General features: G+C 70.2%; 17 protein-coding genes and 1 pseudogene. 13 read left to right on the plus strand and 5 right to left on the minus strand.

Features of this window, described 5'->3' with window-relative positions; translation table 11 throughout:
* The first annotated feature begins 22 nt into the window (after positions 1–22).
* From ACZ5SK_RS12370 to ACZ5SK_RS12385, 4 genes are all read left to right on the plus strand, one after another.
* The gene (locus ACZ5SK_RS12370; RefSeq protein WP_468575921.1) at positions 23–2,089 is read left to right on the plus strand and encodes an outer membrane protein assembly factor BamB family protein; all 2,067 of its coding nucleotides are present in this window, start codon (positions 23–25) and stop codon (positions 2,087–2,089) included.
* A gap of 273 nt (positions 2,090–2,362) precedes the next feature.
* On the plus strand, positions 2,363–3,070 hold the full coding sequence (locus tag ACZ5SK_RS12375; protein ID WP_334579326.1) for a helix-turn-helix transcriptional regulator: 708 nt from the start codon (positions 2,363–2,365) through the stop codon (positions 3,068–3,070).
* A 319-nt stretch (positions 3,071–3,389) separates the two neighbouring features.
* Positions 3,390–4,409 carry an alpha/beta hydrolase gene (locus tag ACZ5SK_RS12380; protein WP_361705902.1) on the plus strand — a complete coding sequence of 340 codons (1,020 nt, stop codon included), beginning with the start codon at positions 3,390–3,392 and terminating at the stop codon, positions 4,407–4,409.
* 12 nt (positions 4,410–4,421) lie between these two features.
* Positions 4,422–5,660 carry a glycosyltransferase gene (locus ACZ5SK_RS12385; protein WP_361705900.1) on the plus strand — a complete coding sequence of 413 codons (1,239 nt, stop codon included), beginning with the start codon at positions 4,422–4,424 and terminating at the stop codon, positions 5,658–5,660.
* A gap of 46 nt (positions 5,661–5,706) precedes the next feature.
* On the opposite strand, the gene ACZ5SK_RS12390 is transcribed toward ACZ5SK_RS12385, so the two are convergent.
* Positions 5,707–7,158 carry an MFS transporter gene (locus ACZ5SK_RS12390; protein ID WP_334579329.1) on the minus strand — a complete coding sequence of 484 codons (1,452 nt, stop codon included), beginning with the start codon at positions 7,156–7,158 and terminating at the stop codon, positions 5,707–5,709.
* A gap of 200 nt (positions 7,159–7,358) precedes the next feature.
* Between ACZ5SK_RS12390 and ACZ5SK_RS12395 the strand changes: the two genes are divergently transcribed.
* The 5 genes and pseudogenes from ACZ5SK_RS12395 (at position 7,359) to ACZ5SK_RS12415 (ending at position 17,931) form a co-directional block, all read left to right on the plus strand.
* Positions 7,359–9,101 carry a fatty acyl-AMP ligase gene (locus ACZ5SK_RS12395; protein WP_334579330.1) on the plus strand — a complete coding sequence of 581 codons (1,743 nt, stop codon included), beginning with the start codon at positions 7,359–7,361 and terminating at the stop codon, positions 9,099–9,101.
* 48 nt (positions 9,102–9,149) lie between these two features.
* Complete coding sequence (locus ACZ5SK_RS12400; RefSeq protein ID WP_468575924.1) at positions 9,150–15,902, plus strand: SDR family NAD(P)-dependent oxidoreductase; 6,753 nt, start codon at positions 9,150–9,152, stop codon at positions 15,900–15,902.
* 340 nt (positions 15,903–16,242) lie between these two features.
* Positions 16,243–16,450: pseudogene (locus ACZ5SK_RS12405) on the plus strand (DNA-binding response regulator); the annotation flags it as partial.
* Entirely contained in the window at positions 16,447–16,902 is a 456-nt protein-coding gene (locus tag ACZ5SK_RS12410) for a hypothetical protein (RefSeq protein ID WP_468575925.1), read from the plus strand. The pseudogene ACZ5SK_RS12405 and the gene ACZ5SK_RS12410, both read left to right, overlap by 4 nt.
* 267 nt (positions 16,903–17,169) lie before the next feature.
* Positions 17,170–17,931, plus strand: coding sequence for an SGNH/GDSL hydrolase family protein (locus tag ACZ5SK_RS12415; protein ID WP_334579334.1), 762 nt, complete (start codon positions 17,170–17,172; stop codon positions 17,929–17,931).
* 51 nt (positions 17,932–17,982) lie between these two features.
* On the opposite strand, the gene ACZ5SK_RS12420 is transcribed toward ACZ5SK_RS12415, so the two are convergent.
* The gene (locus tag ACZ5SK_RS12420) at positions 17,983–18,378 is read right to left on the minus strand and encodes a hypothetical protein (protein WP_334579335.1); all 396 of its coding nucleotides are present in this window, start codon (positions 18,376–18,378) and stop codon (positions 17,983–17,985) included.
* 49 nt (positions 18,379–18,427) lie between these two features.
* Positions 18,428–20,134, minus strand: a complete 1,707-nt coding sequence (locus ACZ5SK_RS12425) for a sodium:solute symporter family protein (RefSeq protein ID WP_334579336.1) — start codon at positions 20,132–20,134, stop codon at positions 18,428–18,430.
* 148 nt (positions 20,135–20,282) lie between these two features.
* On the opposite strand from ACZ5SK_RS12425, the gene galT reads away from it, so the two are divergent.
* Genes galT through galK form a run of 3 tightly spaced genes read left to right on the plus strand, consistent with a single transcriptional unit; the run spans position 20,283 to position 23,478 of the window.
* A complete protein-coding gene (gene galT, locus ACZ5SK_RS12430) occupies positions 20,283–21,344 on the plus strand; it encodes a galactose-1-phosphate uridylyltransferase (protein WP_361705890.1) in 1,062 nt (353 codons plus the stop codon).
* Positions 21,341–22,321 carry a UDP-glucose 4-epimerase GalE gene (galE, locus tag ACZ5SK_RS12435; protein ID WP_334579338.1) on the plus strand — a complete coding sequence of 327 codons (981 nt, stop codon included), beginning with the start codon at positions 21,341–21,343 and terminating at the stop codon, positions 22,319–22,321. The genes galT and galE overlap by 4 nt, the downstream gene beginning before the upstream one ends.
* Positions 22,321–23,478: a galactokinase gene (gene galK, locus ACZ5SK_RS12440; RefSeq protein ID WP_468575926.1), complete on the plus strand. Its 1,158-nt coding sequence runs from the start codon at positions 22,321–22,323 to the stop codon at positions 23,476–23,478. Before galE ends, galK begins: the two co-directional genes overlap by 1 nt.
* A gap of 59 nt (positions 23,479–23,537) precedes the next feature.
* On the opposite strand, the gene ACZ5SK_RS12445 is transcribed toward galK, so the two are convergent.
* Positions 23,538–23,993, minus strand: coding sequence for a GNAT family N-acetyltransferase (locus tag ACZ5SK_RS12445; protein WP_319673189.1), 456 nt, complete (start codon positions 23,991–23,993; stop codon positions 23,538–23,540).
* A gap of 268 nt (positions 23,994–24,261) precedes the next feature.
* Here ACZ5SK_RS12445 and ACZ5SK_RS12450 point away from each other — a divergent pair, with 268 nt between their 5' ends.
* Positions 24,262–25,029 (plus strand): LuxR C-terminal-related transcriptional regulator, encoded by a 768-nt coding sequence (locus ACZ5SK_RS12450; RefSeq protein WP_468575927.1) that lies wholly within the window; start codon positions 24,262–24,264, stop codon positions 25,027–25,029.
* Here the strand turns inward: ACZ5SK_RS12450 and ACZ5SK_RS12455 are convergent.
* Positions 24,988–25,485: a MarR family winged helix-turn-helix transcriptional regulator gene (locus ACZ5SK_RS12455; protein ID WP_334579342.1), complete on the minus strand. Its 498-nt coding sequence runs from the start codon at positions 25,483–25,485 to the stop codon at positions 24,988–24,990. The genes ACZ5SK_RS12450 and ACZ5SK_RS12455 overlap by 42 nt on opposite strands.
* Between the last annotated feature and the right edge of the window lie 19 nt (positions 25,486–25,504).

Raw genomic sequence — 25,504 nt, forward strand, 5'->3', positions numbered from 1 at the left:
GCCCTTCCGAGGTACCCACACCATGACCCAGCCGCCGCCCCCGCCCCCGAACCAGCCCCCTCAGCAGCCGCAGCAGCCTCAGCAGGGCGGTTTCGGCCCGCCCCCGCCGCCGCAGGACGCGGTCCCGCAGGACGCCCCGCCGCACCCCCCCGCCCCGAACCTGGCTAAGGCCCCGGAGCCGGGCTACGGCTACCCCCAGGCGCCCCAGGCCCCGGGTCAGGCGCCGCAGACGCCCCCGCCGCCGGCAGCCCCGGCCCCGGCCGGGCCCCCGCAGCCCCAGCCGGGCTACGGCTACCCGCAGACCCCGGGCCAGCCGACGGGTCAGCCGTCGGGCCAGCCGGTCGCGCCCCCGCAGCCCCCGGCCGCCGCTCCCGGCTACGGCTACCCGGCCCAGCCGGGCGCCCCCGTGCCCGGCGCTCCCGCCGGTCCCGGCGCGTACGGTCAGCCGCCCCAGCAGCCGGGCCCCTACGGTCAGCCGAGCGCCCCGTACGGTCAGCAGCCCGGGTACGGCTACCCGGGGCAGCCCGGCCAACCGGGTCAACCGGGATACCCGTCCCCCCAGCCGGGCTACGGCTACCCCGCGCCGCCCACCATGCCCATGCAGCCCCAGCCGGGTGGCGGCGGGGCCGGCAGGAAGTTCAACGCGCAGATGGCGATCATCGTCGCCGCCGTCGCAGCGGTCGCGCTGATCATCGGCGGCGGGGTCTGGTACTCGCAGTCCGGTGACAGCGGCAAGGACAAGGAGAAGAGCACCGCCGGTCCGACCGGCGGCGGCGACAAGGGCGGCACGGGAGGCACCGGCGGCACGGGCGGAACGTCCTCCGGCGGCAGCGAGAAGGTGCCCGCGAACCCCGCCTCCGACGTCCTCTTCAAGGTCCCGATGCCCGCGGTCAAGAAGGACGCCCATGTCGGCGTCCGGGGATCCTGGGTGACCGACAAGGCGTATGTGAAGACCGGCGCCAGCGAGATCGGCGGCTACGACCTCGACAAGGGCACGAAGCTGTGGACGGTGAAGCTGCCCGGCCCGGTGTGCGAGGCCAGCAAGTTCGCCACCGCCGACTACCGCACGGCGATCGTCTTCCAGGCGAGCAGCGCCGAGACGGCCCGCTGTGACCAGGTCGCCGCGATCGACCTCGCCGCGGGCAAGCAGCTGTGGAAGAAGACGGTCTCCTCCGGTGACTACGCGATCGACTTCGACAACGTCACGGTCAGCGCGAACACGGTCGCCCTGGGCAGCACCCAGGGCGGCGCCGCCTTCGACATCGGCTCCGGCAAGGTGCTGTGGTCGCCGAAGCCGGCCGACACCTGCTACGACTCCGGCTACGGCGGCGGCCCGAAGCTGGTGGCGGTGCGCAAGTGCGGCGACTACGACAACCCTCAGCTGGGCATCCAGACCATCGACCCGGCCTCCGGGAAGGTGCTCTCCGAGTACAAGCTCGCCGCGGGCATCGAATACGCGTCCGTCGTGTCGACCGACCCCCTGGTGGTGGCCGCCGACGTCGGCGACAGCGCCGGTGACGGCAGCGGCATCTCGGACCTCTTCTCCATCGACAACAAGACCGGCAAACTGCGCACCCGCATCTCCGTGCCGGGCGACGACTACGCGGCCGACTGCGAAGGCATCACCAGGATCGAGGCCTGCATCGGACTGGCCGTCGGCAACGGCAAGGTCTACATCCCGACCGAGGAGCACGACGGCGGCGGCGACTACAGCCGCACCAACGAGGTCATCGCCTTCGACCTGGCCACCGGCAAGCAGACCGGCCAGCGCGCCGACGCCGGCGACGGCTACACGATCTACCCGCTGCGCATGGACGGCACCAACCTGATCGCGTACAAGCGGCCGCCGTACGACAAGGGCGGCGAGGTCGTCAGCATCGACGGCGGCTCCTTCAAGGAGACCAAGCTGATGGTGAACCCGGCCACGGACTCGGTGCACGACCTGGAGACCAGCATGTCCCCGGAGTACTCCGAAGTCCTGTTCTCCCAGGGGCGTCTGTTCATGTCGGAGGTGTACGCCGACGACGGCGCGACCTCGGGCGGCGACCCGCAGTATCTGGCGGTCGCGTTCGGCGGCGCGGGCAGCTGATCGTCTTAATCGCCGTGACGGCCCCGTCCCTGCTCAGGGGCGGGGCCGTTCACGTACCGTGCATGACCCTCGAATGCGAGGAATTTCGGCGATCCGGGGCACTTCTCACCGGTAGGGGGAGCGCAACGTCGAACAAGCGTGTAGCTTCCGGGGGCATGAAGGACGGGGTGCCGGGGGGCACCCCTTTGTTGGTCCGGGTTTGGTCCGGCTTTGTTCCGGGTTGGTCCGTGTGGGTCCGTGTGGGCATCCATACAGGGACTGGGGGGTTGCTCGATGGGAGTGCGGCTGATGGTGGTCGACGACCACCGACTGCTCGCCGAGGCGTTGGCCTCGGCACTCAAGCTGCGGGGGCACCGGGTGCTCGCCGCGGCGGCGCCGGCCGCGGGCGCGGCCGAGCTGGTGATCACCCGCGCCCCGGAGGTGTGCCTGCTGGGCACCGCGACCCCGGCCGAGCCGGGCATCTTCGACCCCGTCGTCCGCATCAAGCGGGAGCGTCCGCAGGTCGCGGTCCTGGTCCTCGGGCCGGTGCCGAGCCCGCGCGGCATCGCGGCGGCCTTCGCGGCGGGCGCCTCCGGCTATGTGCGCCACGACGAACGCATAGAGGGCGTGGAACGCGCCATCATGAAGGCGAGGTCGGGCGAGGCGGCGGTGGCTCCCCAACTGCTGCAAGGCGCGTTCAGTGAGCTTCTCAACCCGGCGGCCCAGCCGGACGACGAGGGTCAGCGCCTCCTTCAGATGCTCACCCCGAGGGAGGTGGAGGTCCTGGTCCGGGTGGCGGACGGCGAGGACACCCGCCTGATCGCCGCCGGCATGGGCATCGCCCCGTCCACGGCCCGCACCCACGTCCAACGCGTCCTGATGAAGCTGGGCGTGGGCTCCCGCCTGGAGGCGGCGGCACTCGCGGCACGCACGGGCCTGCTGGACCGTGCGGGGCCCCTTCCGCATTCTCCTCGGCACACGGACGTGGGGTCGCAATCCTGATCCCCCGGCATGCCCCGGCGCCCGGCGTGACGTCACCGAGCTGATCATTTCCCCCGGAAACCGGTGTGTCGGCTGGTGCTCGACGGGCGCATTTCGGCATGGTCTACCCGATGAATGTCCGCCTTGTAGGTAAATGTCCGCCGGGGTGGAGAGTTCCGTCGCCGCCCTCTCGCGCGGTCGGACGAAACGCCTGTCCTGGCCGACTGCCTGCTTGACGGCACGCCTGGGCCGACAGTGCGTGGAATCGGGCCGAGTCCTCGTGGCTGCAGCAGTGCCGCGTCCCTTTCCGGGTTTTCCCCCCCAAGGAGTCCCACAGCCCATGCCATCCGCCCGCACGTTGCCCGCCGGCCGGACACGACTCGTCGGCTGCTCACTTCTGGCCTGCCTCCTGCTGCTCACACCGCTGTACGGCGCCGGGACAGCTGCGGCCGCACACGGCGCCGACCACGCATCCCGGTCGGCCGCCACCGAGGCCCGGATCGCAGCCGTCAGGAGACTCGACGCCCGGACCCTGGACCTGACCGTCCAGTCACCGGCCATGGGAAGGTCTGTGCCGGTCCGCGTCATCCTCCCCAGGAGCTGGGGCAGCGACAAGAAACGCAGGTTCCCCGTGCTCTACATGCTGCACGGCGGCGCCGACGACTACACCTCCTGGACGCGCGAGACGGACGTCGAGGCACTGGCGAAGAACTCCGACGTCGTTGTCGTGATGCCCGACGGCGGGAAGCACGGTTACTACTCCGACTGGTACGCCGGCACGCCCCGCTGGGAGACCTTCCACACCACCGAACTGGTCCGGCTCATGGAGAAGAGTTTCCGCGCCAACTCCTCCAGGGCCGTCATGGGCCTGTCGATGGGGGGCTTCGGCGCGCTCAACTATGCGGCGCGCCACCCGGGAATGTTCCGGTACACGGCCGCCCTGAGCACATACGTCGACCTCAACGACCCCGCGGTGCGGCTCTTCATCGACTTGAGCTCCAAGCAGGACGGCACCGACGTCAAAGACGTCTGGGGCGACCCGACGGCACAACGCGGCAACTGGCAGGCCCACAACCCGGCCGCCATGCCACGCGCCTTCCGTGGAACGAAGGTTCACCTGTCCATGGGAAGCGGAGAGCCCGGACCCCTGGACACCGGTCATTCGATCGGTGTGATCCTGGCGGGCGCGGTGGGTGAAATGGCGCTGTCCTCACAGTCGGTGAAGAAATTCGCCGGATCGCTCCGCTCCGCGGGCGTCGAGGTCACGACGCACTTCTACCGGCCCGGGACGCATTCCTGGCCCTACTGGCAGCGTGAACTGCACAGCATCTGGCCCACCATGATGAAGGAACTCGACTAGCGAGGCGGGCCAATGGGCCGAACAGTGGTGATGTTCGCGGCAGGGTCCCGTGGGGACGTTCAGCCGTGCCTGGCACTGGGCGGGGCGCTGACGCGCCAGGGCGATACCGTCCGGCTGCTCGCCAGCCCCCGCTACCGGGAGCTGATCACCGCGGCAGGACTGCAGTTCCACTCGGTTCCGGTGGATCCCACCGAGATCATCGAATCGTCCCAAGGACAGGAACTGCTGTCCGGCGGACGTAACCCGGTCACGTTCATCCGCGGCATGAACCGGATCCTGCGGCCACTGTTCTCTCGCCTGTTCGCGGCGACCCAGGCCGGCGCCGAGGGAGCCGATCTCGTCCTGGCCCCTACGTTCAGCTTCCTCGGCGTCCACCTGAGCCAGTACCTCAACGTCCCGCACGCGATCATTCACTATCAGCCGAGCCAGCCCACGGGAGAGTTCCCTCACCCGTTCGCGCCGGCCGCGAGCTTCCTCGGATCTCCCGGAAACCGCCTCAGCTTCGAAGCGGTCGACCTGGGATCGTGGCTGGTGTGCCGACGGTTCGTCAACATGTGGCGCAGGGAGGGACTCGGTCTTCCCGCTCTCTCCCCGCTCGGCCCTCTCCGCCGAGTCCGCCGGGCCCCCGTGCTGTGTGCGTTCAGCCCTGTCGTCGTACCCCGGCCGGCCGACTGGGGACCCAACGTCCACCTGACCGGTTTCTGGCACCACGAACAGCCCCTGTGGGAACCGCCGCGTCGCCTGCTCGACTTCCTCGACGCCGGGCCCCCGCCCGTGTACGTGGGCTTCGGCAGCATGAGATCCAGCGACCCCGAGGCCACCGACCGCGTCGTACGAACCGCACTGCGGCGTGCGGGACTGCGTGGGGTACTGGCCGGGGATCCGGCCACGAGCTGCGACGACGTGCTCGTCGTCGGGGATACCCCCCACAGCTGGCTTTTCCCTCGTATGGCTGCGGTGATCCACCACGGCGGCGCGGGCACCACCGCCGCGGCACTGCGTTCCGGAGTGCCGTCCCTGGGCTGCCCGTTCTTCGGCGACCAGCCCTACTGGGCCTCTCGGGCGCACAGCCTTGGAGTCGGCCCCAAGCCCTTGCCGTTCCGGCAGCTCACCGTCTCCGCCCTCGCCGACCGCCTGCGAGCCGTCACCGAGGACGGCAGCCATGCCGAGGCGGCCCGTCGGCTGGGCCGTGCCCTGACGGCCGAGGACGGAGTCGCGCATGCCTGTCGCGTCCTGAACCGGCTCCTGTAGCCGGCCTCATGGTTCGGCGGTGGGACGGGCAGCGTCATTGCCGCGCCTACACCTTCTCGTCCGTCGCCGGCTTCGACAGGCCGTGTCCTTCTCGTGCAGGTTCACGGGGGTGACGCAGAGCCCACACCGCGACCGGTGCCGCCGCTCCGACCAAAGCCGCGGCGATGCACAGTCCGGCCTGATACGCCACCAGGAAGGCCGCGTTGCGCGAGGTTCCCGCGGACAGGGTCCAGTGCTGCACGAAGGTCACCACCGCACCCATGAGCGCGATGCCGAACACACCGGACATCTCTCGCGTGGCGCTGAACAAGCCGGCTGCGACGCCGGACAGGTGACGAGGCGACGACTCCAGCGCCCGGGTCGTCAGCGGGATGGCCAGCGCGGAGCCCACACCGACCGAGGCCAGCCCTGGCAGCAGGCCGACGAGAGCACCCCGCACACTGCCCAGCGCCACCAGCAGCAGGCCCAGGGCGACCAGGAGCAGACCGGCGGCGGAGACCCGGCCGTCCCCCCATCGTCTGGCCAGGACGGTGACGAACGGAGCCGTGAGGACAAGAGCGGAGGCCACCGGAGTGAACGTCAGTCCCGCCTCCGTCGGACTCAGCCGCAAACCGTTCTGCAGGAACTGAGAGGTATAGAAGTACACGCCGCTCACTCCGAGGCCCCACAACAGCTGGGAAATGAGCCCGCCCTTGAAAGGCCGCTGTCGAAACAGTTCTCCCAGCTCCGGACCGCCGCGGAATTTCTTCCCGCAGCAGAGTGTGAGCGCACCCGTCACGGCAGCGATACCGGAGATGACCACGAGTGGGTCGGTGAACCCGTAGCTCGGCCCCTGGATCAGGCAATAGACGATTGCTGCCAGGGAGACGCATGCCAGGGCGATCACCCGGGACGGGAGGCCGGCCAGGCTCCGCGCAGGCGAACCCCTCTCGGGCAGGGAGGAGGCGGATACGGCCAGGGCGCCGACGAGAAGGCCGGCGAACCCCAGGGGAACATTCATGACGAAGAGCCATTCCCACCCCAGATGTTGCGTCACGACACCGGAGATCACCGGCCCGAGCGCCAGCGCGGAAGCCAGCGTGGCCGTTGTGGCAGCGAAGCCGGCGGCACGCACGCGGCGCGGCAGCTCGTGCGACATCAGGGCCAGGCAGGCGGGCAGGATCAGGGCGGCGCCGGCCCCCTGCAGACAGCGGAAGCAGACCAGCATCGCCGCTGTGGCCGACACCGCACAGCCCGCGGAGGAGGCGGTGAACACCGTCAGCCCCGTCAGCAGGGTCCAGCGTCGGCCCCTCGTGTCGGTCAGCTGCCCGCCCAGAAGCAGAAAGCTGGCCAATGTCAGTGGATACCCCGTAGCCACCCACTTCACATCGCTTTCGGACAGGGCGAGTTCTGCACGCATTCGAGGCAGGGCGACATTCACCACGGTGTTGTCGAGAGCCGTGAGGAATGTGCAGAGAATGACGGTTGCGACGACGCTCAGGATGCGCAGTCGGCTCATGTCGCACCGCCCCGTTCTCTGTCGGCGTGTCACAAGTGAGAGCAGACAGTCCTATGTTTAGCTGATTGTCCGCTGCTTGCATCCGGAACAGCGCAATCGGTGACGTACGCCCGCCGCCCGCTATGCCTGACAAAGGCTCCAGCCAATCCGTCATGGCCGAGGGGCCGCTTTCGCCCACTTACCTTAAGGTTCGGTGAGTCATGCCATCTTCGGTCAGAGACACACTCAGCCACTATCTTGCCCATGTTGCCGCACTCACGCCGGACGAAACCGCCTTCACGTTCGTCGACCACAGCACCGATATTGCAGGAGTTCCCACCTCGCTGACCTGGAGGCAGGTCGAGGACCGGGTACGCGGCCTCGCCACCGGCCTGCGCCACCTCGGCGCCGTGGGCGAGAGAGTGGCGATCGTGGCCCCGCAAAGCCTTGAATACGTCGTGGGATTCCTCGCGGCTGCCTGCGCCGGAGCCATTGCCGTTCCCCTTTTCCCCCCGTCCCTGCCAGGGCATGAGGAGAAGCTCGCAGCGATCCTCAAGGACGCGGCCCCCGCATTCGCGCTGACCGTCGAAGGCGGGCGCACGGCCCTGACGGACTTCTGCGCGAAACACGGCGTGCCCTCCGGCTGCCGCGTCATCACGGAGCAGGAGCTGGGGGAGGCCGCCGTACAGCCCTCCCACGAACTGCGCCACCCCCAGAGCGACGACGTGGCCTACCTGCAGTACACATCAGGCTCCACCCGCATCCCGACCGGTGTGGAGATCACGCATGCCAACGTCTGTGCCAACGCTCGCCAGGCGCTCGAGGCGTATGACCTCCGACGAGGCCGCAACTGCGCCGTGGGATGGCTGCCGCTCTACCACGACATGGGACTCGTGCTGGCCATCGCCCTGCCGATCGTCGGCCACATGCCCTCCGTCCTCATGGACTCACTGGCGTTCATCCAGCAGCCGGCGCGCTGGCTGCGTCTGCTGAGCCTGCACCCCGGAGCCATCACCGCCGCCCCCAACTTCGCCTACGACTACTGCGTTCAGCGTGTGACGGCAGAAGAACGCGCCGAACTGTCCCTGGGACAGGTCGCCGCGATGGTCAATGGGAGCGAGCCCATCGGACCGCGCACCCTCGAACGCTTCCAGGCGGCCTTCTCCTCCGTCGGCATGATGCGGACCATCATGCGCCCCTCCTACGGGCTGGCGGAGGCAACCGTGTTCGTCAGCGCTTCGCCGGCGGGGGAGGAGCCGACCGTCACCCCCTTCGACCGCGAGGCCATCGGGCAGGGAGTCGCCCGCACCGTCATCACCACCGACGACCAGGCCGTGGCCGAACTCGTGGCGTGCGGGCGGCCCACCGGCCAGGAGATCGCCATCGCCGATCCCGCGACCTGCCAGCTCCTGGAAGACGGCCACATCGGTGAGATCTGGCTGCGCGGCCCCAACATCGGGCGCGGCTACTGGCACCGTCCCGACCAGAGCGAGACGCTCTTCCGCGCGACGCCGCACGGCGACGACTCGCGCACGTACTGGCTGCGCACAGGGGATCTGGGGGTGTGGCACGACAAGCAGCTCTATATCACCGGGCGCCTGAAAGACCTCGTGATCATCGATGGGACCAACCATTATCCGCACGACATCGAGGCAACGGTCCAGGACGCGCATCCGGCCCTTCGCCCGCACCACATCGCCGCGTTCGCCGTGGCCGGCGGAGACGGGGAGAGCCTGGTCGTCGTCGCCGAACACGGCCGGGACGTCAGCGATCCGCTCACCGTCGCGGAGGAGGCGACGCGAGCCGTACGGGCGGCGGTCGCCACGCGCCACGGTGTGGCCGTCCACGATTTCGTCCTGGTGCCACCCGGCACGGTCCCGCACACCACCAGCGGAAAAGTCGCCCGCAGCGCATGCCGCGAACGGTATCTGGCAGGGGACTGGCCGACGATCCCGGACGCCTGAGCGCGCCATCGACCCGTACCACACGAGAGTGCACACAGGGAGAGAGCGATGGAACCAGACAGGGAACCGGCCGTAGCGTCCGGGCAGAAGTCGGTGACCGAGGCCGGGCTACGGGCCACCCTGCGTCGGCTCATCTCCGAGACCTGCGGTATCCCACCGGCTGAACTCGACGACACCCGGCCCTTGGCCGAATACGGTCTGACGTCCCGGGCCGCCGTCGCACTCACCGGACACCTGGAACAGGCACTGGACAGGCCGCTGCGGGCCACGCTGCTGTGGGAGAACCCGACCGTGGAGCGGCTGGTACGGCATCTGGCCACCGTCCAGCGGCCCGAGCCGGTCGCGGGAAACCCGGCCGAGTCCCACGAGAGCCGCCCGGCCGCGGCCGACGCCCGCCCGGCCCGCAACGCGGCCGAGACGCCCCCGCGGGCCTGCCCCATCGCCGTCATCGGCATCGGCTGCCGCCTTCCCGGCCGCGTTGACGGACCGGACGCGCTGTGGCAGCACCTGCTGGCGGGAAGCGACCTCACCGGTCACGTCCCGGCCAAACGCTGGCGGGACTTCGTGACCGGCCCCGGCGCCGCCGCCCTGCTGGAACGCACCCCCCGTCAAGGCGCCTTCCTCGACGACATCGAGACCTTCGACGCGGACCACTTCGGCATCACCCCGCGCGAAGCCGAAGTCATGGACCCACAACAGCGCCTCCTGCTGGAAGTCGCCTGCGAAGCCCTCGACCACGCGGGACGGCCCGCCCACACTCTCGAGGGCACCGACACCGGCGTGTTCGTCGGCCTCAGCGCCCTTGAGTACGGGCATCTGACCACGGCGGACCCCACCCGACTCACCCCCTGGACCAGCACCGGAGCCGCGGGAAGCATCGTCGCCAACCGGCTGTCGTACCTGTTCGACCTGCACGGTCCGAGCTTGACCGTGGACACGGCCTGCTCATCGTCGCTGGTGGCGGTGCACCAGGCATGCCGGAGCCTGCGCGACGGCGAGTGCGACACGGCACTGGCAGCGGGCGTCAACGTTCTTCTGTCCCCCACCGTCACCTCTTCCCTGGAACACGCCGGCGTGCTGGCGGCGGACGGCCGCTGCAAACCGTTCGACGCCGCGGCCAACGGCATCATCCGGGGCGAGGGCTGCGGGGTCGTCGTCCTGAAGCGACTGGCCGACGCACAGCGCGACGGCGACCGGATCCTCGCCGTCGTCAAGGGCTCGGCGGTCAACTCCGACGGCCGCTCGGCGGGGCTGATGGCGCCCAACCCCGCAGCTCAGAAGGACCTTCTGCGCAGCGCCCTCCGCGACGCGCAGGTGGAAGCCGACAGCATCGACTACGTCGAGGCACACGGCACCGGCACCATGCTGGGAGACCCCATGGAGGCCGGCTCGATGGGCGCCGTTCTCGGCGGCGCCAGGACGGCCGACCAGCCGCTGCTCATCGGTTCCGTGAAGAGCAACCTGGGCCATCTGGAAGGCGCCGCCGGCATCGTCGGCTTCATCAAGACGGTACTGGCGCTCCATCACGACCGGATTCCGCACACCCTGCACTTCCGCACGCCCAACCCGCACATCGACTTCACCGGACTGCGGCTGCGCGTCGTGACGGAGCCTGTCGCCTGGCCGGAAGGAAGATACGGCCCGGCTCGGGCCGGCGTATCCGCCTTCGGCTTCGGAGGCACCAACGCGCACGTTATTCTCGAACGGGCGCCCGCGCACTCCCCGAGCAGAGAGATCCGCCCACCGCAGGCCCTCGACGCCGACGACGACCACACGGGCACTCCGCATGTCCTCATCGTCTCGGCCAGGTCCGGGGACCGGATCGGCGACGCGGCGGAGGGCCTCGCCCGAAGGCTGGCCGCTGACGGCGCGCCCACACTCAGGGACCTCTCGCACACACTCGCCCGCTTTCGCAGGGGTCCGGTGTGTGCCGCTGTCGTCGCACGCACTCATCAGGAGGCGACCGGCCGGCTCGCGGCTCTGGCACGCGGAGAGGAAGTCACCGGCCTCGTGTCCGCCCGCACCGACGACTCCGCCGGGCGGTCGTCCGGCACCCGCCACCCGGTCTTCGTCTTCTCCGGGCACGGCTCCCACTGGCCGGGGATGGGACTGCGCCTCATGCGAGAGGACTCCCTGTTCGCCGACGCCGTCCGCGAGTTGGACCCCCTGTACGAGGCCCAGGCAGGAGCGTCCCTGACGGACATGCTCTCCCTGCCCGAGTACTGGGCCGGCGTCGACCGCGTCCAGCCCTTGGTGTTCGGGATGCAGATCGCCCTGTCCCGGACCTTGCAGTCCTACGGTGTGCACCCCGCCGCCGTCATGGGCCACTCGATGGGAGAAATCGGCGCCGCCGTCACCGCCGGAGCCCTCGACCCGGCCGACGGCCTGCGTGTCATCCTGCGCCGGTCGGCGGAGCTCGCCGCCATCGGCATCGAGCGGGCCGGCGCCATGGCCGCCGTGGAACTGTCCGAACAGGAGCGCGCGCGGGTCCTGTCGCGATTTCCGGGGATCGAGATCGCCGTGTACGCGTCACCCCGCAGATGTACCGTCACCGGGCCGCCCGACACCGTGCAACACCTGGTCGACGAACTGACCGCCGAAGGCAGATTCGCCCGGATTCTGGAGATCGGCGCGGCGGCCCACTCGCCAGCGGTGGATACCGCCGTGCCGAAGCTGCGGGAAGCCCTGGCTGGGCTACGTCCCCGCAAGCCGGAAGTCCCCTGGTACAGCACCGTGCTCGACGACCCCGGCGCCGAGGTGCATGCGGACGCCGCCTACTGGTGCGCCAATGTCCGCAGTCCGGTACGCCAGCAACAGGCCGTGCGGGCCGCCGCCGCTGCCGGACACGATCTGTTCCTGGAGATCTCACCGCACGCCGTCGCCGTCATCCCGTTGAGCGAAGCGCTGCAGGCAGCCCAGGACGACTCCGAGGCAGAGGTCATCCCCACACTGCACCGGCGCCGCGACGAGGCGGTCGACCTGCGCACGGCACTGGCCCGACTGCACCTGGCCGGGGTGCGGTTGGACCAGGACCACGTCTGGCCCCGGGGCACGCAGGTAGCGCTTCCGACTCCCGCCTGGCACCACGAACGCCACTGGTTCGGCCGCCGAGGCTCCGTCACCACGTCACCTGTCGCGGGCCACCCCTTGCTGGGGCTTCGCGTCGACGACCCCCGCACGGGAGCCGTTCTGTGGCAGGCAGACGTCGGTACGGACACCGCCCACGCCCCCCGTCGCCGCATCCACGGCCGCCCCGTCCTCGACCTGGCCGCGGCTGCCGCACTTTTGATCGCGGCAGCGCAGGAGATCCACGGGCGCGACCGCATCGACGACCTTCGCATCGAGGAACTGGCCATCCACCGCTGGCTCCCCCTGTCCGGCAGCACACCGGCCACCATCGTCTGGGAGCCGACCGGCCCTTACGCGAGGGTCACCGTCAACTCCCGTGCCACAGACGGCGCATGGCACTGCCATGCCTCGGCCCGGCTGCACACCGACCCCGTTCCGCCACCTGCCGACGTTTCCGCCCCACCACCCTCAGCCGTCAGCCATTCGACGTTCACTGCAGGGGAGGAACCCAACCCGCATTCCGCCGATGAAGAGCTCCTCGGGGCAGTGTTGTACGCGCCGGTCGCAACCGCCACCACCGGCGTCGGGCACGACGCCTCCCACGTCGACTTCGCTTCCGCCGAGATCATCCCGGCCGCTCTGCGCTGCCTGCACGTCCAGGGGCTTGCTCCGGACGGCTCGACCTACGACGTCCAGTGCTTCCCGGACCCTGGGACGACCACCGAACCGGCGCCCGGTACAGCCGCGGAGAGCACGGAACCCGGTTCCCGCTGGAACGTCGTGGCGGTCGGATCACAGAGACGGATCACGGCACAGGGCCTGGAACTGCGTCCGACCCGACGCGACGAGGTGCCCCAGCACCTGCACGCGCTCGCCTACGAGATCCAGTGGCAGAAGGCCTCCGTTCCGCTCCCCGGGCCACTCGGCAGCGCCCTGCTGCTGGCCGACGATCTCCCGGACGGCGACGGCGCCCTGACCGCGGCCCTGAGCGCAGCGCTCGAAGCGAGAAGCGTGCGGACGACGATCCAGGCCGGTCGAGCGGTGGACGACGGGCAGCCGGTCGAGGACTGGCTGAGAAGCACCGGCCAGGGCGATCCGGGCGCCGTGGTGCTGCTGCTGACCGGACGGACCGAAGCCGATGCCACCGCCGCCCTGCACAGAGCCGCGCAGATTGCACGACGCCTTGCCTCCCACGGCTCTCGCACACCGCAACCGCCCCGGCTCTGGCTCGTCACCGTGCAGGCCCGAGCCGCGACACCGGGCGAAGCCGGTGAGCCGCACCTGGCCTGCCTGCGCGGTCTCGTTCGCGCGCTGGCCATCGAGGAACCCACCCTGCGGGCGAGCCTGGTGGACATCGACACCCAGCCCGAGGGCGTCGACGACCTCGCAAGGGAACTGCTCGGCAACAGTCCCGAAGACGAGGTGGTCTGGAGAGCCGGTACCCGTCTGGTCGCCCGCCTTGCCCGCGCGGATCTGACGGAGCAGCAGTACGAGGTGCCTTTCGCCCGCCGGGACGGCGCCTACCTCGTCACCGGCGGCCTCACCGGCCTCGGCCTGGAAACGGCCCGTCGCCTCGCCGAACAGGGAGCCGGCCGCCTGGTCCTCAACGGAAGGCGGTCCGCCACCCCCGAAAGCCAGGGAGTCATCGCCGAACTACGCGCTCGCGGCACGTCCGTCGCCGTGGTGCAAGGAGACATCGCCGATCCGGACGTGGCGCCCCGCCTGGTGCAGGCAGCCGTCAGTGAGGGACACACGCTGCGTGGAGTCGCCCACTGCGCCGCCGTCCTGCACGACCGCATGATCACCGACCTCGAGCCCGCCGACATCGACACCGTTCTGCGGCCCAAAGTGACCGGCGCGCTCAACCTCGAGGCCGCCCTCGCCTCGCACGACATCGACTGGTGGGTGTCGTACAGCTCAGTGGCCGCGCTTCTCGGCTCCCCCGGGCAAGCCGCCTACGCGGCCGCCAACGCCTGGCTGGACGCGATCGCGCATCGCCGGAGAGCGGAAGGCAGGCCCGCCGTCTCGATCGCCTGGGGCCCCTGGAGCGGCGCCGGAGCCGCGCCCACGCACCGGGCCCTCGCGATGGACTACCTCACGGTGCCCGAAGGACTGGACGCCCTGCAGACGCTCGTCGTCCACAACCGCACGCACACCGGCGTGGTCCACTTCGACGCCCAACGCCTGCTGGAGGCCTTCCCGAGCCTGTCCGCCCTCCCCTTCTTCGCGGACAGTCTCCGCACCGACGCGACAGCCATGGAGGACTGGGGCGGCCCCGCTCGGATCGAAGGCCTCGGTGACGCCGCGGCGGGCACGGTGTACTCGCGCCTGGTCAGACGTACAGCGGCCATCATGGGCTTCAGCCCGGCCAATCTGAACGACGCGGTTCCGCTCACGGAACTGGGCCTGGACTCCCTGATGGCGGTGCGCATCCGAAACGCCGCCCGGCAGGACTTCGCCGTCGAAGTTCCCTCGGACCTCCTGCTGCGCGGAGCAACGCTGCGCGAAATCGGTGAGAACGTGCTCGAAGGGCTCGGACTGGAGTTCGAACGTGGACGTGACACGGAAGACGGGGCGGCCTCACCGGCAGGGGCGGACGCACACCAGGACGCCACGGCATCGTCAAGCGTGGTGCCGCCCGAGCTGCCGCGCACGATCCAACCCCGTGACGCCGCCGAGCGCCTGGTGGCCGGCGCCTGGGCGGAAGTCCTGCGGGAGCGCCCCGCCGACGTCCACGCCGACTTCGTCGAGGCAGGCGGGAACCAGCGCTCGGCCGGAGCACTCGTCGATGCGATCCGCCGCCGTCTGGGGGACGCCCGCCCGAACCTCACCACCGAGACCGTGCTCGGGCAACGGACCGTCGCCGCCATCGCGGAACTGATCCGGCCGACGGTCAACCCGACCGGTGAGTCACCGGTCAACGCCCTGCGCCCGCCCCTGCCGGGCTCCTCCCAGCCCCCCCTGTTCACCTTCCACCCCGCCGGGGGGCCCACCTCGGTCTATCAGCCCCTCACTCAACTACTGCCCGCTGACCAGGCCGTGTACGGAATGGAACGGCTGGACGGTGTGGGCACGATGGAGGAGAAGGCCGCGCACTATGTCACCCTCATCAGGGAGATCCAGCCGCAAGGCCCCTACCGGCTCCTCGGCTGGTCCTTCGGCGGCTGCCTGGCCTACGAGACGGCGCAACAGCTGACGGACGCCGGCGAAGCCGTCGACTTCCTCGGACTCATCGACACCATCCTGGCCGCCGCCCTTCCGGACCTGGACTCCTCCGACCTGCTGCTGCGACGCTTCGGCCGGTTCGCCGAATACATCGAGAAGACGTACGGACACCGCCTGGACCTGGACTACGACGAACTCGCCGCCACCCCCGACGACCAGCAGATCGACGTGGTCATGCGCCTGGTGTCCGAAGCAGGCCTCGACATGAGTCCGGGCATCATGGAGCACCAGCGAACCTCGTACATCGACGCCAGGGTGGGCGAGCGCTACACGCCCCGCCCCTACGACGGTCACGTGGTCCTCTACCGCGCCCAGCAGGCGCAACCGCTCACCACGGCGCTCGACCCGCGCTACCTGAGGCAGGAAGCCGACCTCGGCTGGGCCCCCTTGTGCCCGTCACTCGAAGTCGTCCCGGTCGAGGGCGACCACCTCTCCCTCATCGACCCGCCGAGTGTCGCCACCATCGCGCGACATCTCCGGCAGTGCTTCGCGGCTTCCTCGCGGTGATCTGCCATTTGATTTTCACGTTGATTTCGCGATCCTGCAGGGAATGGGATGGGCGTGATCGATGACGCGACTGAGCCTTTCCACGAAAAGGTGTCCGCTCTCGGCGTGATACCGATATCCAATTTTGGCTGACGGCGATTCCGTGTTGTGCGATCATCGCGCGGGTGATGACGTGCTTCCAGGGCCATCGGGCAGGCGCGGGGAGACAATGGGGGCGGCTGGTGTTCACGAGTTGCCCGCGGCGCAGGGCATCCGGAAGCGGAGCCGTTCCGGTTCCCCTCGGCGGTGCCGCCGGTCAGTGCGAGCATCGGCCTCCGGGCCAGGAGGTCGACGCGATGGAGAATTGCTCAACACGATGGCCCAGGCCGACGACGAAGAGCCGGTGGCTGCGGCAGACGCTCACCCCGGGAGCGGTCGAGGTCCTCGCCCGGGTCACCGAGGGCGAGGGCAGCCGCCCGGAAGCGGTGGCCCTGACGGCGCGGACGGGCCTGCTGGACCGCGCAGGCCCCCTTCCCGCCTCGGCGGACAGAACAGGGGGCCCCTCATGACGCCCCGTACGGTCGTCGGCCGCGGCATACGCCTCGGCGCCCTCATCGGCGCGTGGCCCGCGGGCATCGGCGGCATCCTGTGCCTCATAGCGTCGTTCGTCTTCCTGACGGGCGGCCAGCAGGGAACAGCGCGGGCGCTGCTCGTCACGGCCGCCTACGCCGTCCTCGGCAGCATGGCGGTGGGCCTCACCCTGGGCACGGCCACCGGCCTCACCCTGGCACTGGCCCCCCGCCGGCTCCTGGCACGCCCTCTGCTGCGAGGCCTCCTCGCAGGAGTCACCGCGGCCCTCCCCGTAGCACTGCTCGCCGTCGCGGCCCTGACCGGCGACGGCTACACGCTCGCCGACTACCCACCCTCGATCCACCTCCTCACCTGGGCCGCGACGCTGACGATCGCCTTCGTGGCGGCAGCCCGCAGCGGCGACATCACCGGCTACGGCACCGAGCGCTGACCGTCCCTGAACCCCGGCGCGCATCCCTGCCCGCAGCCGCAGCCGCTGTCCCGCAGGGGCCACCGGGGCAAGTTCGTCCGGTGCGAACCGTCTGTCGCCCAGGCCCTGTCCCGGGGGCTCGGAGGGCAGGAACGGGGGCAGATCGTCACCTTTTTCTGCCGTTCCGACCGGCGTGGCTGATGAACTTCAGCTTCCATGCACACGCCTCACTGATCGGACCAGAAGGAACTCATGCGTAAGTTGACGTCTACTGTCGTAACCGGCCTGATGGCGTTCGCCGGAACGGTCGGCATGATGACCGCGCCCGCCCAGGCGGCGGGGGAGCTGGAGTACGTGGCTCTCGGGGATTCGTACGCGTCCGGGGTCGGTGCCGGCTACTACGACAGCTCCAGCGGCGACTGCAAGCGCAGCACGCTCGGCTACCCGGCCCAGTGGGCGGCCGCGCACTCGGACTTCACGCTGAAGGACGTCTCCTGCAGCGGGGCGACCATCGCGGACGTGCGCACCAACCAGCTGTCCGCGCTGAGCGCCGAAACCGACCTCGTCACCCTCACGGTGGGCGGCAACGACGCCCAGTTCTCCAGCGTGGTCCAGGCCTGCCTCACCCAGAGCGACAGCTACTGCAAGACGGCCACCGACTGGATGTCGTCGTACGCGAAGAACCAGCTGGTGACGGAACTCGCCGGGCTCTACAAGGACGTCAAGGCCAAGGCGCCGGGCGCCGCGATCGTCGTGCTCGGCTACCCGCGGACCGTCTCCTCGACCGGCGCCTGCCCCGTGATCGACCTCAGCCCCGCCAAGCGCACCGCCATGAACGGGCTCGCCGACGCGCTGGCCGAGGGCGCCCAGGCCGCGGCGGCCAAGGAGCCGACCTCCTTCATCGACATGCGCGACACGTTCACGGGCCACGGGGCGTGCGGCTCCGACCCCTGGATCAACGACCTGACCGACGCGGCCTCGGTCTTCCACCCCAACCTGAAGGGCTACATGGCGGGCTACGCCGCGAAGCTCAACGAGGCCACGGGCTGACCCACAGGGGCCGGACCCGCTCGCGACCCGGCCCCAAAGGTCACCGCACGCTCACTCGCCCCGCGGGGGCTCCCCTTCCCCCTGCACTGCCTCCGGCGGCAGCGTCGGGGTGACCGGCGCCGCGGGGCGCAGCTTCAGCCAGGCCAGGAAGAAGACGCCCAGCGCCAGCATCCCCAGCCCCGTCCACAGGTTGATGTTGATCCCCTGCGCCTTGTCGATCTCCGCGTCGCCGTCCGTGAGGCCGGCGATCGTGACGATCACGCCGTAGACGACGAACAGGCCGCCGATGATGCGGCGCAGGTCGAAGATGCGGGCCGCGGTCGCGGACTTCTCCTCGAGTTCCGTGACCTCCCGCTGGACGTCGGCCTCGGAGTACCCGGCATGCCGCAGCCGCTCCGCGCGCTCCGCACGCGCCGCCTGCTCGTCGGGTTCGAATTGCTCGGACATGGTCCTTCCATTCTCCCGCAGTAGTCGTGACGGGCTCGGACGACGGGGCTCAGAACGAGAACGGGATGTAGCAGGCGGCAGCCAGGATCACCGCGCCCCAGCCCAGCAGCGCGGGCCGCCGGTACCACGCGTCGTCGCCCGCCGCCGGCGGCTCGGCCATGCCGGGCGAGACGGTGCCGTAGACCAGGCCCTGCAGTTCCTCGTCCGGCTTCGGGGCGGTGAACAGCGACACCGCCACCATCACCACCGCGCCCGCCACGAACCCCGCGATCGCCGACACGAAGTTCGCGCCCTGGTCGGTGGGGATGCCGATGACGTCCTGCTTGTAGAGGACGAAGTAGTTGACCATCGCCGCCGTCGTGCCGGCCAGCAGGCCCCAGAACCCCGATTTCTTCGACGCCCGCTTCCAGAACATGCCGACGATGAAGACGACGAACATCGGGACGTTGAAGAAGCTGAACAGCGTCTGCAGGTAGCTCATGATGTTCGAGAAGGACGACGCCAGGAACGCCGTGCCCACCGACGCCGCCACGCCGATCGCCGTGATCAGACGGCCGAAACGGACGTAGTACGCGTCCTCCCTCCCGACCACCACGTACTTCGCCCAGATGTCGTTGGTGAACACCGTGTTGAACGACGACACGTTCGCCGCCATGCCCGCCATGAACGCCGCCAGCAGACCCGTCACCGCGATGCCCAGCACGCCGTTCGGCAGGAGCTGTGACATCAGGTAGGGGATCGCGTCGTTGTACTGGAGGTCGGAGCCCGCCGTGCCGATCTTCGGCACCAGCACCGCCGCCACCAGCCCCGGGATCATCACCAGGAACACGATGAAGATCTTCGGGTACGCGGCGATGAGCGGAGTGCGCTGCGCCGCCGACAGGTTCCTCGCCGACAGGGCCCGCTGGACCTCCGCGAAGTTCGTCGTCCAGTAGCCGAACGACAGGACGAAACCCAGCCCCAGCACGATCGTCAGCCAGTTCGCGCCCAGCGGGTTGGCGCTGCCGATGCCCGTGCCGCCCCACGCGCTGACGAAGTTGTCGCCGTGGGTCGCGGTCAGCTTGTCGCTCAGGCCGCCCCAGCCGCCCACCCTCTTCAGGCCCAGCACCGACAGCGGGATGAGGGCCGCCAGGATCACGAAGAACTGGAGCACCTCGTTGTAGATCGCCGAGGACAGGCCGCCGAGGGTGATGTACGCCAGGACGAAGAAGCCCGCCACCACGATCGCCACCCACTGCGGCCAGCCCAGCAGCGCCTCGACGACGATCGCCAGCGCGTACAGGTTCACCCCGGCGATGAGGATCGCGGCGAACGCGAACAGGGCCGAGCTCAGCAGATGGGCCCCCTTGTCGAAGCGCAGCAGCAGCATCTCCGGGACCGAGCGGACCTTGCTGCCGTAGTAGAACGGCATCATCACCAGGCCCAGGAACACCATCGCCGGGATCGCGCCGATCCAGTACCAGTGGACGGTGTACGCCCCGTACTGTGCGCTGTTCGCGGCCATGCCCAGGATCTCGGTGGCGGCCAGGTTGGCCGAGATGAACGCGAGGCCCGTGATCCAGGCGGGCAGGGAGCGGCCGGAGAGGAAGAAGTCGAGACTGGTCTTCACCGAGCGGCGGGCGGCGAAGCCGATGCCCAGGACCACGACGAAGTAGATGCCGAGGATCGTGTAGTCGAGCCAGTTCGTAGGCAGCCGCAGCTCTGCCGCCAGCTGGGGTGTCGTTGCCGCGTATACCGTTTCTGTGGGGGTTCGCATGCACTGCTCACTTCGCTTGGTGTTCTTTGTTTGGTTGTGGTGGTGACAGGCGTGGGGGTTTATGGTTTTATGTGTTTGATTCTGTTTGAAGCTTCGCTAGGTGTACTGAGCCAGGCCCGCGGGCCTGAGGTACGGATGGAGAGTCGCGGTGAAGAAGACCTCGACCCGCTTGGCCGACGGTCGTGAGCTGATCTACTACGACCAGCGGGACGACTCGGTGCGCGACGCGGTGGACAAGCGGCCGCTGGACCGCACGGTCACCACTTCGGAGGTACGGCGGGATCCGCTCCTCGGCGATTCCATCGCCGTGGCCTCCCACCGGCAGGGGCGCACGTACCACCCGCCGGCCGACGAGTGCCCGCTCTGCCCCTCGCAGGGCGACCGGCTGAGCGAGATCCCGGACTCGTCGTACGACGTCGTCGTCTTCGAGAACCGTTTCCCCTCCCTGGCCGGCGACTCCGGGCGCTGCGAGGTGGTCTGCTTCACCTCCGACCACAACGCGTCCTTCGCCGACCTCACCGAGGAGCAGGCACGGCTCGTCCTCGACGCGTGGACGGACCGGACGTCCGAGCTGTCGCATCTGCCCTCCGTGGAACAGGTGTTCTGCTTCGAGAACCGTGGCGCCGAGATCGGTGTGACCCTGGGTCACCCGCACGGGCAGATCTACGCCTACCCGTTCACCACCCCCCGCACCGCCCTGATGCTGCGTTCGGTCGCCGCGCACAAGGAGGCCACCGGCGGGGAGAACCTCTTCGACGCCGTCCTGGAGCGCGAACTCGCCGACGAGCGGGTCGTCCTGGAGGGCGAACACTGGGTCGCCTTCGTGCCGTACGCCGCCCACTGGCCGTACGAGGTGCACCTCTACCCCAAGCGCCGGGTGCCCGACCTGCTCGCCCTCGACGAGGACGCGCGCACAGAGTTCCCCAAGGTGTATCTGGAACTGTTGAGGCGCTTCGACCGGATCTTCGGCGAAGGTGAACCGTCCACGCCGTACATCTCCGCCTGGCACCAGGCGCCGTTCGGCGCGCTGGAGGAGTTCGAGGGCGTCAACCGGGACGACTTCGGGCTCCACCTGGAGCTTTTCACCATCCGCCGCACTTCCGGCAAGCTGAAGTTCCTCGCGGGCTCCGAATCCGGGATGAACGTCTTCATCAACGACATCCGGCCGGAGGCCGCGGCACAGCGACTGCGGGAGGTAGCGAGTTCATGAGCGGGAAGTACCTGGTCACCGGCGGCGCGGGGTACGTCGGCAGTGTCGTCGCCCAGCACCTGCTGGAGGCCGGCCACGAGGTCGTCGTCCTCGACAACCTCTCCACCGGCTTCCGTGAGGGCGTCCCGGCGGACGCCTCGTTCATCGAGGGCGACATCCGCGACGCCCGCAAGCACCTCGACCCCTCCTTCGACGCCGTCCTCCACTTCGCCGCGTTCTCGCAGGTCGGCGAGTCCGTCGTCAAGCCCGAGAAGTACTGGGACAACAACGTCGGCGGCACCATGGCCCTGCTCGGCGCCATGCGCGAGGCGGGCGTGCGCAAGCTCGTCTTCTCCTCCACGGCCGCCACCTACGGCGAGCCGGAGCAGGTCCCGATCGTCGAGACCGCGCCCACGAAGCCGACCAACCCCTACGGCGCCTCCAAGCTCGCCGTCGACCACATGATCACCGGCGAGGCCGCCGCCCACGGGCTCGGCGCCGTCTCCCTCCGGTACTTCAACGTGGCCGGCGCCTACGGCGCGCAGGGCGAGCGGCACGACCCCGAGTCGCACCTCATCCCGCTCGTCCTCCAGGTCGCGCAGGGCCGCCGCGAGGCCATCTCCGTCTTCGGCGACGACTACCCGACCCCCGACGGCACCTGCATCCGCGACTACATCCACGTCGCCGACCTCGCCGAGGCCCACCTCCTCGCCGTCGCCGCCGCCAAGCCGGGCGAACACCTCATCTGCAACCTCGGCAACGGCAACGGCTTCTCCGTCCGCGAGGTCATCGAGACCGTCCGCCAGGTCACCGGCCACCCGATCCCCGAGGTCATGGCCCCGCGCCGCGGCGGCGACCCGGCCGCCCTGGTCGCCTCGGCGGCCACCGCCCGCGAGCAGCTGGGCTGGAACCCGTCCCGCGCGGATCTCGCGGGTATCGTCGCGGACGCGTGGGAGTTCGCGCAGCACATCGCAAGCAGTGCGGCAAGGGAGCAGTAGTGGGGGCACAGGAAGTGCGCGAGGGGTTCGTCCGGCTGTACGGGGCCGAGCCCGAGGGCGTCTGGGCGGCGCCCGGCCGCGTCAACCTCATCGGTGAGCACACCGACTACAACGACGGCTTCGTGATGCCCTTCGCGCTGCCGCACATCGCCGTCGCGGCGGTCTCACGGCGCGAGGACGGCCTGCTGCGCCTGCACTCGGCCGACCTCGACACCGGCGTCGCCGAACTCCGCCTGGACGAGCTGACGCCCGAGTCCGACGACGCCTGGACGGCGTACCCGGCCGGCGTCGTCTGGGCGCTGCGCGAAGCCGGCCACCCGGTCACCGGCGCCGACATCCACCTGTCCTCGACGGTCCCGTCGGGCGCGGGCCTGTCGTCCTCGGCGGCCCTGGAGGTCGTCGTCGCCCTCGCGCTCAACGACCTGTACGAGCTCGGGCTGCAGCGCTGGCAGCTGGCCCGCCTGTGCCAGCGCGCCGAGAACGTCTACGTCGGCGCCCCCACCGGCATCATGGACCAGACGGCGTCCGCGTGCTGCGAGGCCGGCCACGCGCTGTTCCTCGACACCCGCGACCTCTCCCAGAAGCAGATCCCCCTCGACCTGGCCGCCGAAGGACTGCGGCTGCTCGTGGTCGACACCCAGGTCACGCACGCCCACAGCGGCGGCGAGTACGGCAAGCGCCGGGCGGGCTGCGAGAAGGGCACCGCGCTGCTCGGCGTCGACGCCCTGCGGGACATCCCCTACGCCGACCTGGACGCGGCCCTGGCCCGGCTCGGCGACGAGGAGGAGGTCCGCCGCCTGGTCCGGCACGTGGTGACCGAGGACCAGCGGGTGGAACAGGTCGTCGCCCTCCTGGAGTCGGGCGCCGACACCCGCGCCGTCGGCCCGGTCCTGACGGCCGGCCACGCCTCCCTGCGGGACGACTTCCAGGTGTCCTGCCCCGAGCTGGACCTCGTCGTCGACACCGCCCTCGCGAACGGCGCCCTCGGCGCGCGCATGACGGGCGGCGGCTTCGGCGGCTCGGCGATCGTCCTGGCCGAGGCGACCGACGTCGAGACCCTCACCAAGGCCGTCGAAGAGGCCTTCGCCGCCGCGGACTTCAAGGCGCCGAGGGTGTTCGAGGCGGTGCCCGCGGCGGGGGCACGACGCGTGAGCTGACACGACGCGTGAGCTGACGGGTGTGGGCGCCCCTCCCGGGGTGCCCACACCCGAGTCGCTCATCCCAGTCGCTTCGTCAGCGTGTACTCCGTGATGCCCGGCGGGTAGTCCTCGATCACGCACACCACGTCGTAGCCCTGCCGTTTGTAGAACTCCGGCGCCTGGAAGTCCCAGGTCTCCAGGCGTACGCGGTCGCAGCCGCGTTCCTCGGCGGCGACGCGTTCCGCCTGCGCGAGGAGGCGGCTGCCCAGGCCCGTGCCCCGGTGCGGGGCGTCGACCCACAGATAGGTGACGTGCAGCCACGTCGTCCAGGTGTGGCCGACCAGACCGCCGGCGAGATCACCCCCGGGGCCGGTGGCCCACACATGGAGCGGCGACTCGCGCTCGGCGGGCGTGCCGCGCAGGGCGCGCAGTGTGGGGGAGGCCTCGGTGTTGGTCTCCAGGAGCCGCGAACGAAGAAGATCGCGTCGGGTCCTGTCGACTTCTGTCTCAAGACGAAACATGCGGCTCACCATAAACGCCCCGGCCAATCAGTTCTGCAATTTTCCTTCCCCTGTCAGCCCACGGCCCTACCCTGTGAACAGCACCGGTGGGGGCCGGTGCCGATCAGGGGGCGAGACAGTCGGGTACGACGCCCGCGGTGGGGGTAGCAGTCTCTGCACGGCGGCGGCCGTGCGGTTCTGACGCCCCCTTCGGGCGTCGTACCCGCGCAGGTCTCCGTTCTCCGTCTCCGGACCTTGGGGTATCCCCTGCTCTGTCAAGGAGCTTGGGGAAGGGGGTTTCGTGGTTCGCATCCGAGTCCTGGTCGTCGACGACCACCGTATCTTCGCCGAGTCGCTCGCCGCGGCGCTGGCGGCCGAGCCCGACGTGGACGTGTCCGCGGCCGGCAGCGGCCCGGCGGCGCTGCGCAGCCTGGAGCGCGCGGCCGCCGAAGGGCGCCGGTACGACGTGCTGCTCGTCGACGCCGATCTGGGCGGCGCGCTGCCCGGCATACGGCCCGCGGTGCCCGTGCAGGAGGTGGGCGAGGACGGGCTCGTCGACGGGATCTCGCTGGTCGCGGGCGTGCGCGCCGCCCAGCCGCTCATCCGGATCGTCGTCCTCGCCGAGAAGGACGACGCGCGCCGCGCGGCCCTCGCGCTGCAGGCCGGGGCGTCCGGCTGGGTGGCCAAGGACTGCTCGCTGTCGCGGCTGCTGACGGTCATCCGGGGCGTGCTGCGCGAGGAGACCCACCTCCCGCCCGCCCTGCTCACCGGCGTCCTGCGCGAGTTGACGGCCGCCCGCAAGCACCGCACCGAGAGCGAACGCCTGGTCGAGTCCCTCACGCCGAGGGAGCGCGAAGTGCTGCGCTGCATGGTCGCCGGACTGGGCCGCAAGGCCGTCGCCGACCGCCTGTTCCTGTCCCCGCACACCGTCCGCACCCATATGCAGAACGTCCTCGGCAAACTCGGCGTCCACTCCACCCTCGCCGCGGTCGCCCTTGCCCGCCGGGCGGGCGTCGGACCCGTGGACCTAGCCGGGGATGTTGTCGAACGGGGCGGTCAACTGGCGTAGCAGGGCGGCCAGTTCGCCGCGCTGTGCATGCGAGAGCTCGGCCAGGATCGCCCGCTCCTGGTCGAGCAGTCCGGCGAGCGCCTGATCGGCGCGCTCCTTGCCGTCGTCCGTGAGGCGGACCAGCACACCGCGCCGGTCGCTCGGGTCGGGCAGCCGCTCCACCAGGCCCTTCTTCGTGAGCCGGTCGATGCGGTTCGTCATCGTGCCCGACGTGACGAGGGTCTGCGTGAGCAACTGCCCCGGCGAGAGCTGATACGGCGCACCCGCGCGCCTCAGCGCCGTCAGGACGTCGAACTCCCAGGGCTCCAGCTGGTGCTCGGCGAACGCCAGCCGCCGGGCACGATCCAGATGCCGGGCCAGTCTGCTCACCCGGCTGAGTACTTCCAGCGGCTCCACGTCGAGGTCCGGGCGCTCCCGGCGCCACGCTGCGACCAGCCGATCGACCTCGTCCTCCATGTCGATCAGTGTAGTGGTT

Source organism: Streptomyces sp. NPDC031474 (assembly GCF_055581185.1).

Coding starts and splice junctions, on each gene's coding strand:
- ACZ5SK_RS12370 (WP_468575921.1), top strand. CDS start 23: ATGACCCAGCCGCCGCCCCCGCCCCCGAACCAGCCCCCTCAGCAGCCG.
- ACZ5SK_RS12375 (WP_334579326.1), top strand. CDS start 2,363: ATGGGAGTGCGGCTGATGGTGGTCGACGACCACCGACTGCTCGCCGAG.
- ACZ5SK_RS12380 (WP_361705902.1), top strand. CDS start 3,390: ATGCCATCCGCCCGCACGTTGCCCGCCGGCCGGACACGACTCGTCGGC.
- ACZ5SK_RS12385 (WP_361705900.1), top strand. CDS start 4,422: ATGGGCCGAACAGTGGTGATGTTCGCGGCAGGGTCCCGTGGGGACGTT.
- ACZ5SK_RS12390 (WP_334579329.1), bottom strand. CDS start 7,158: ATGAGCCGACTGCGCATCCTGAGCGTCGTCGCAACCGTCATTCTCTGC.
- ACZ5SK_RS12395 (WP_334579330.1), top strand. CDS start 7,359: ATGCCATCTTCGGTCAGAGACACACTCAGCCACTATCTTGCCCATGTT.
- ACZ5SK_RS12400 (WP_468575924.1), top strand. CDS start 9,150: ATGGAACCAGACAGGGAACCGGCCGTAGCGTCCGGGCAGAAGTCGGTG.
- ACZ5SK_RS12410 (WP_468575925.1), top strand. CDS start 16,447: ATGACGCCCCGTACGGTCGTCGGCCGCGGCATACGCCTCGGCGCCCTC.
- ACZ5SK_RS12415 (WP_334579334.1), top strand. CDS start 17,170: ATGGCGTTCGCCGGAACGGTCGGCATGATGACCGCGCCCGCCCAGGCG.
- ACZ5SK_RS12420 (WP_334579335.1), bottom strand. CDS start 18,378: ATGTCCGAGCAATTCGAACCCGACGAGCAGGCGGCGCGTGCGGAGCGC.
- ACZ5SK_RS12425 (WP_334579336.1), bottom strand. CDS start 20,134: ATGCGAACCCCCACAGAAACGGTATACGCGGCAACGACACCCCAGCTG.
- galE (WP_334579338.1), top strand. CDS start 21,341: ATGAGCGGGAAGTACCTGGTCACCGGCGGCGCGGGGTACGTCGGCAGT.
- ACZ5SK_RS12445 (WP_319673189.1), bottom strand. CDS start 23,993: ATGGTGAGCCGCATGTTTCGTCTTGAGACAGAAGTCGACAGGACCCGA.
- ACZ5SK_RS12455 (WP_334579342.1), bottom strand. CDS start 25,485: ATGGAGGACGAGGTCGATCGGCTGGTCGCAGCGTGGCGCCGGGAGCGC.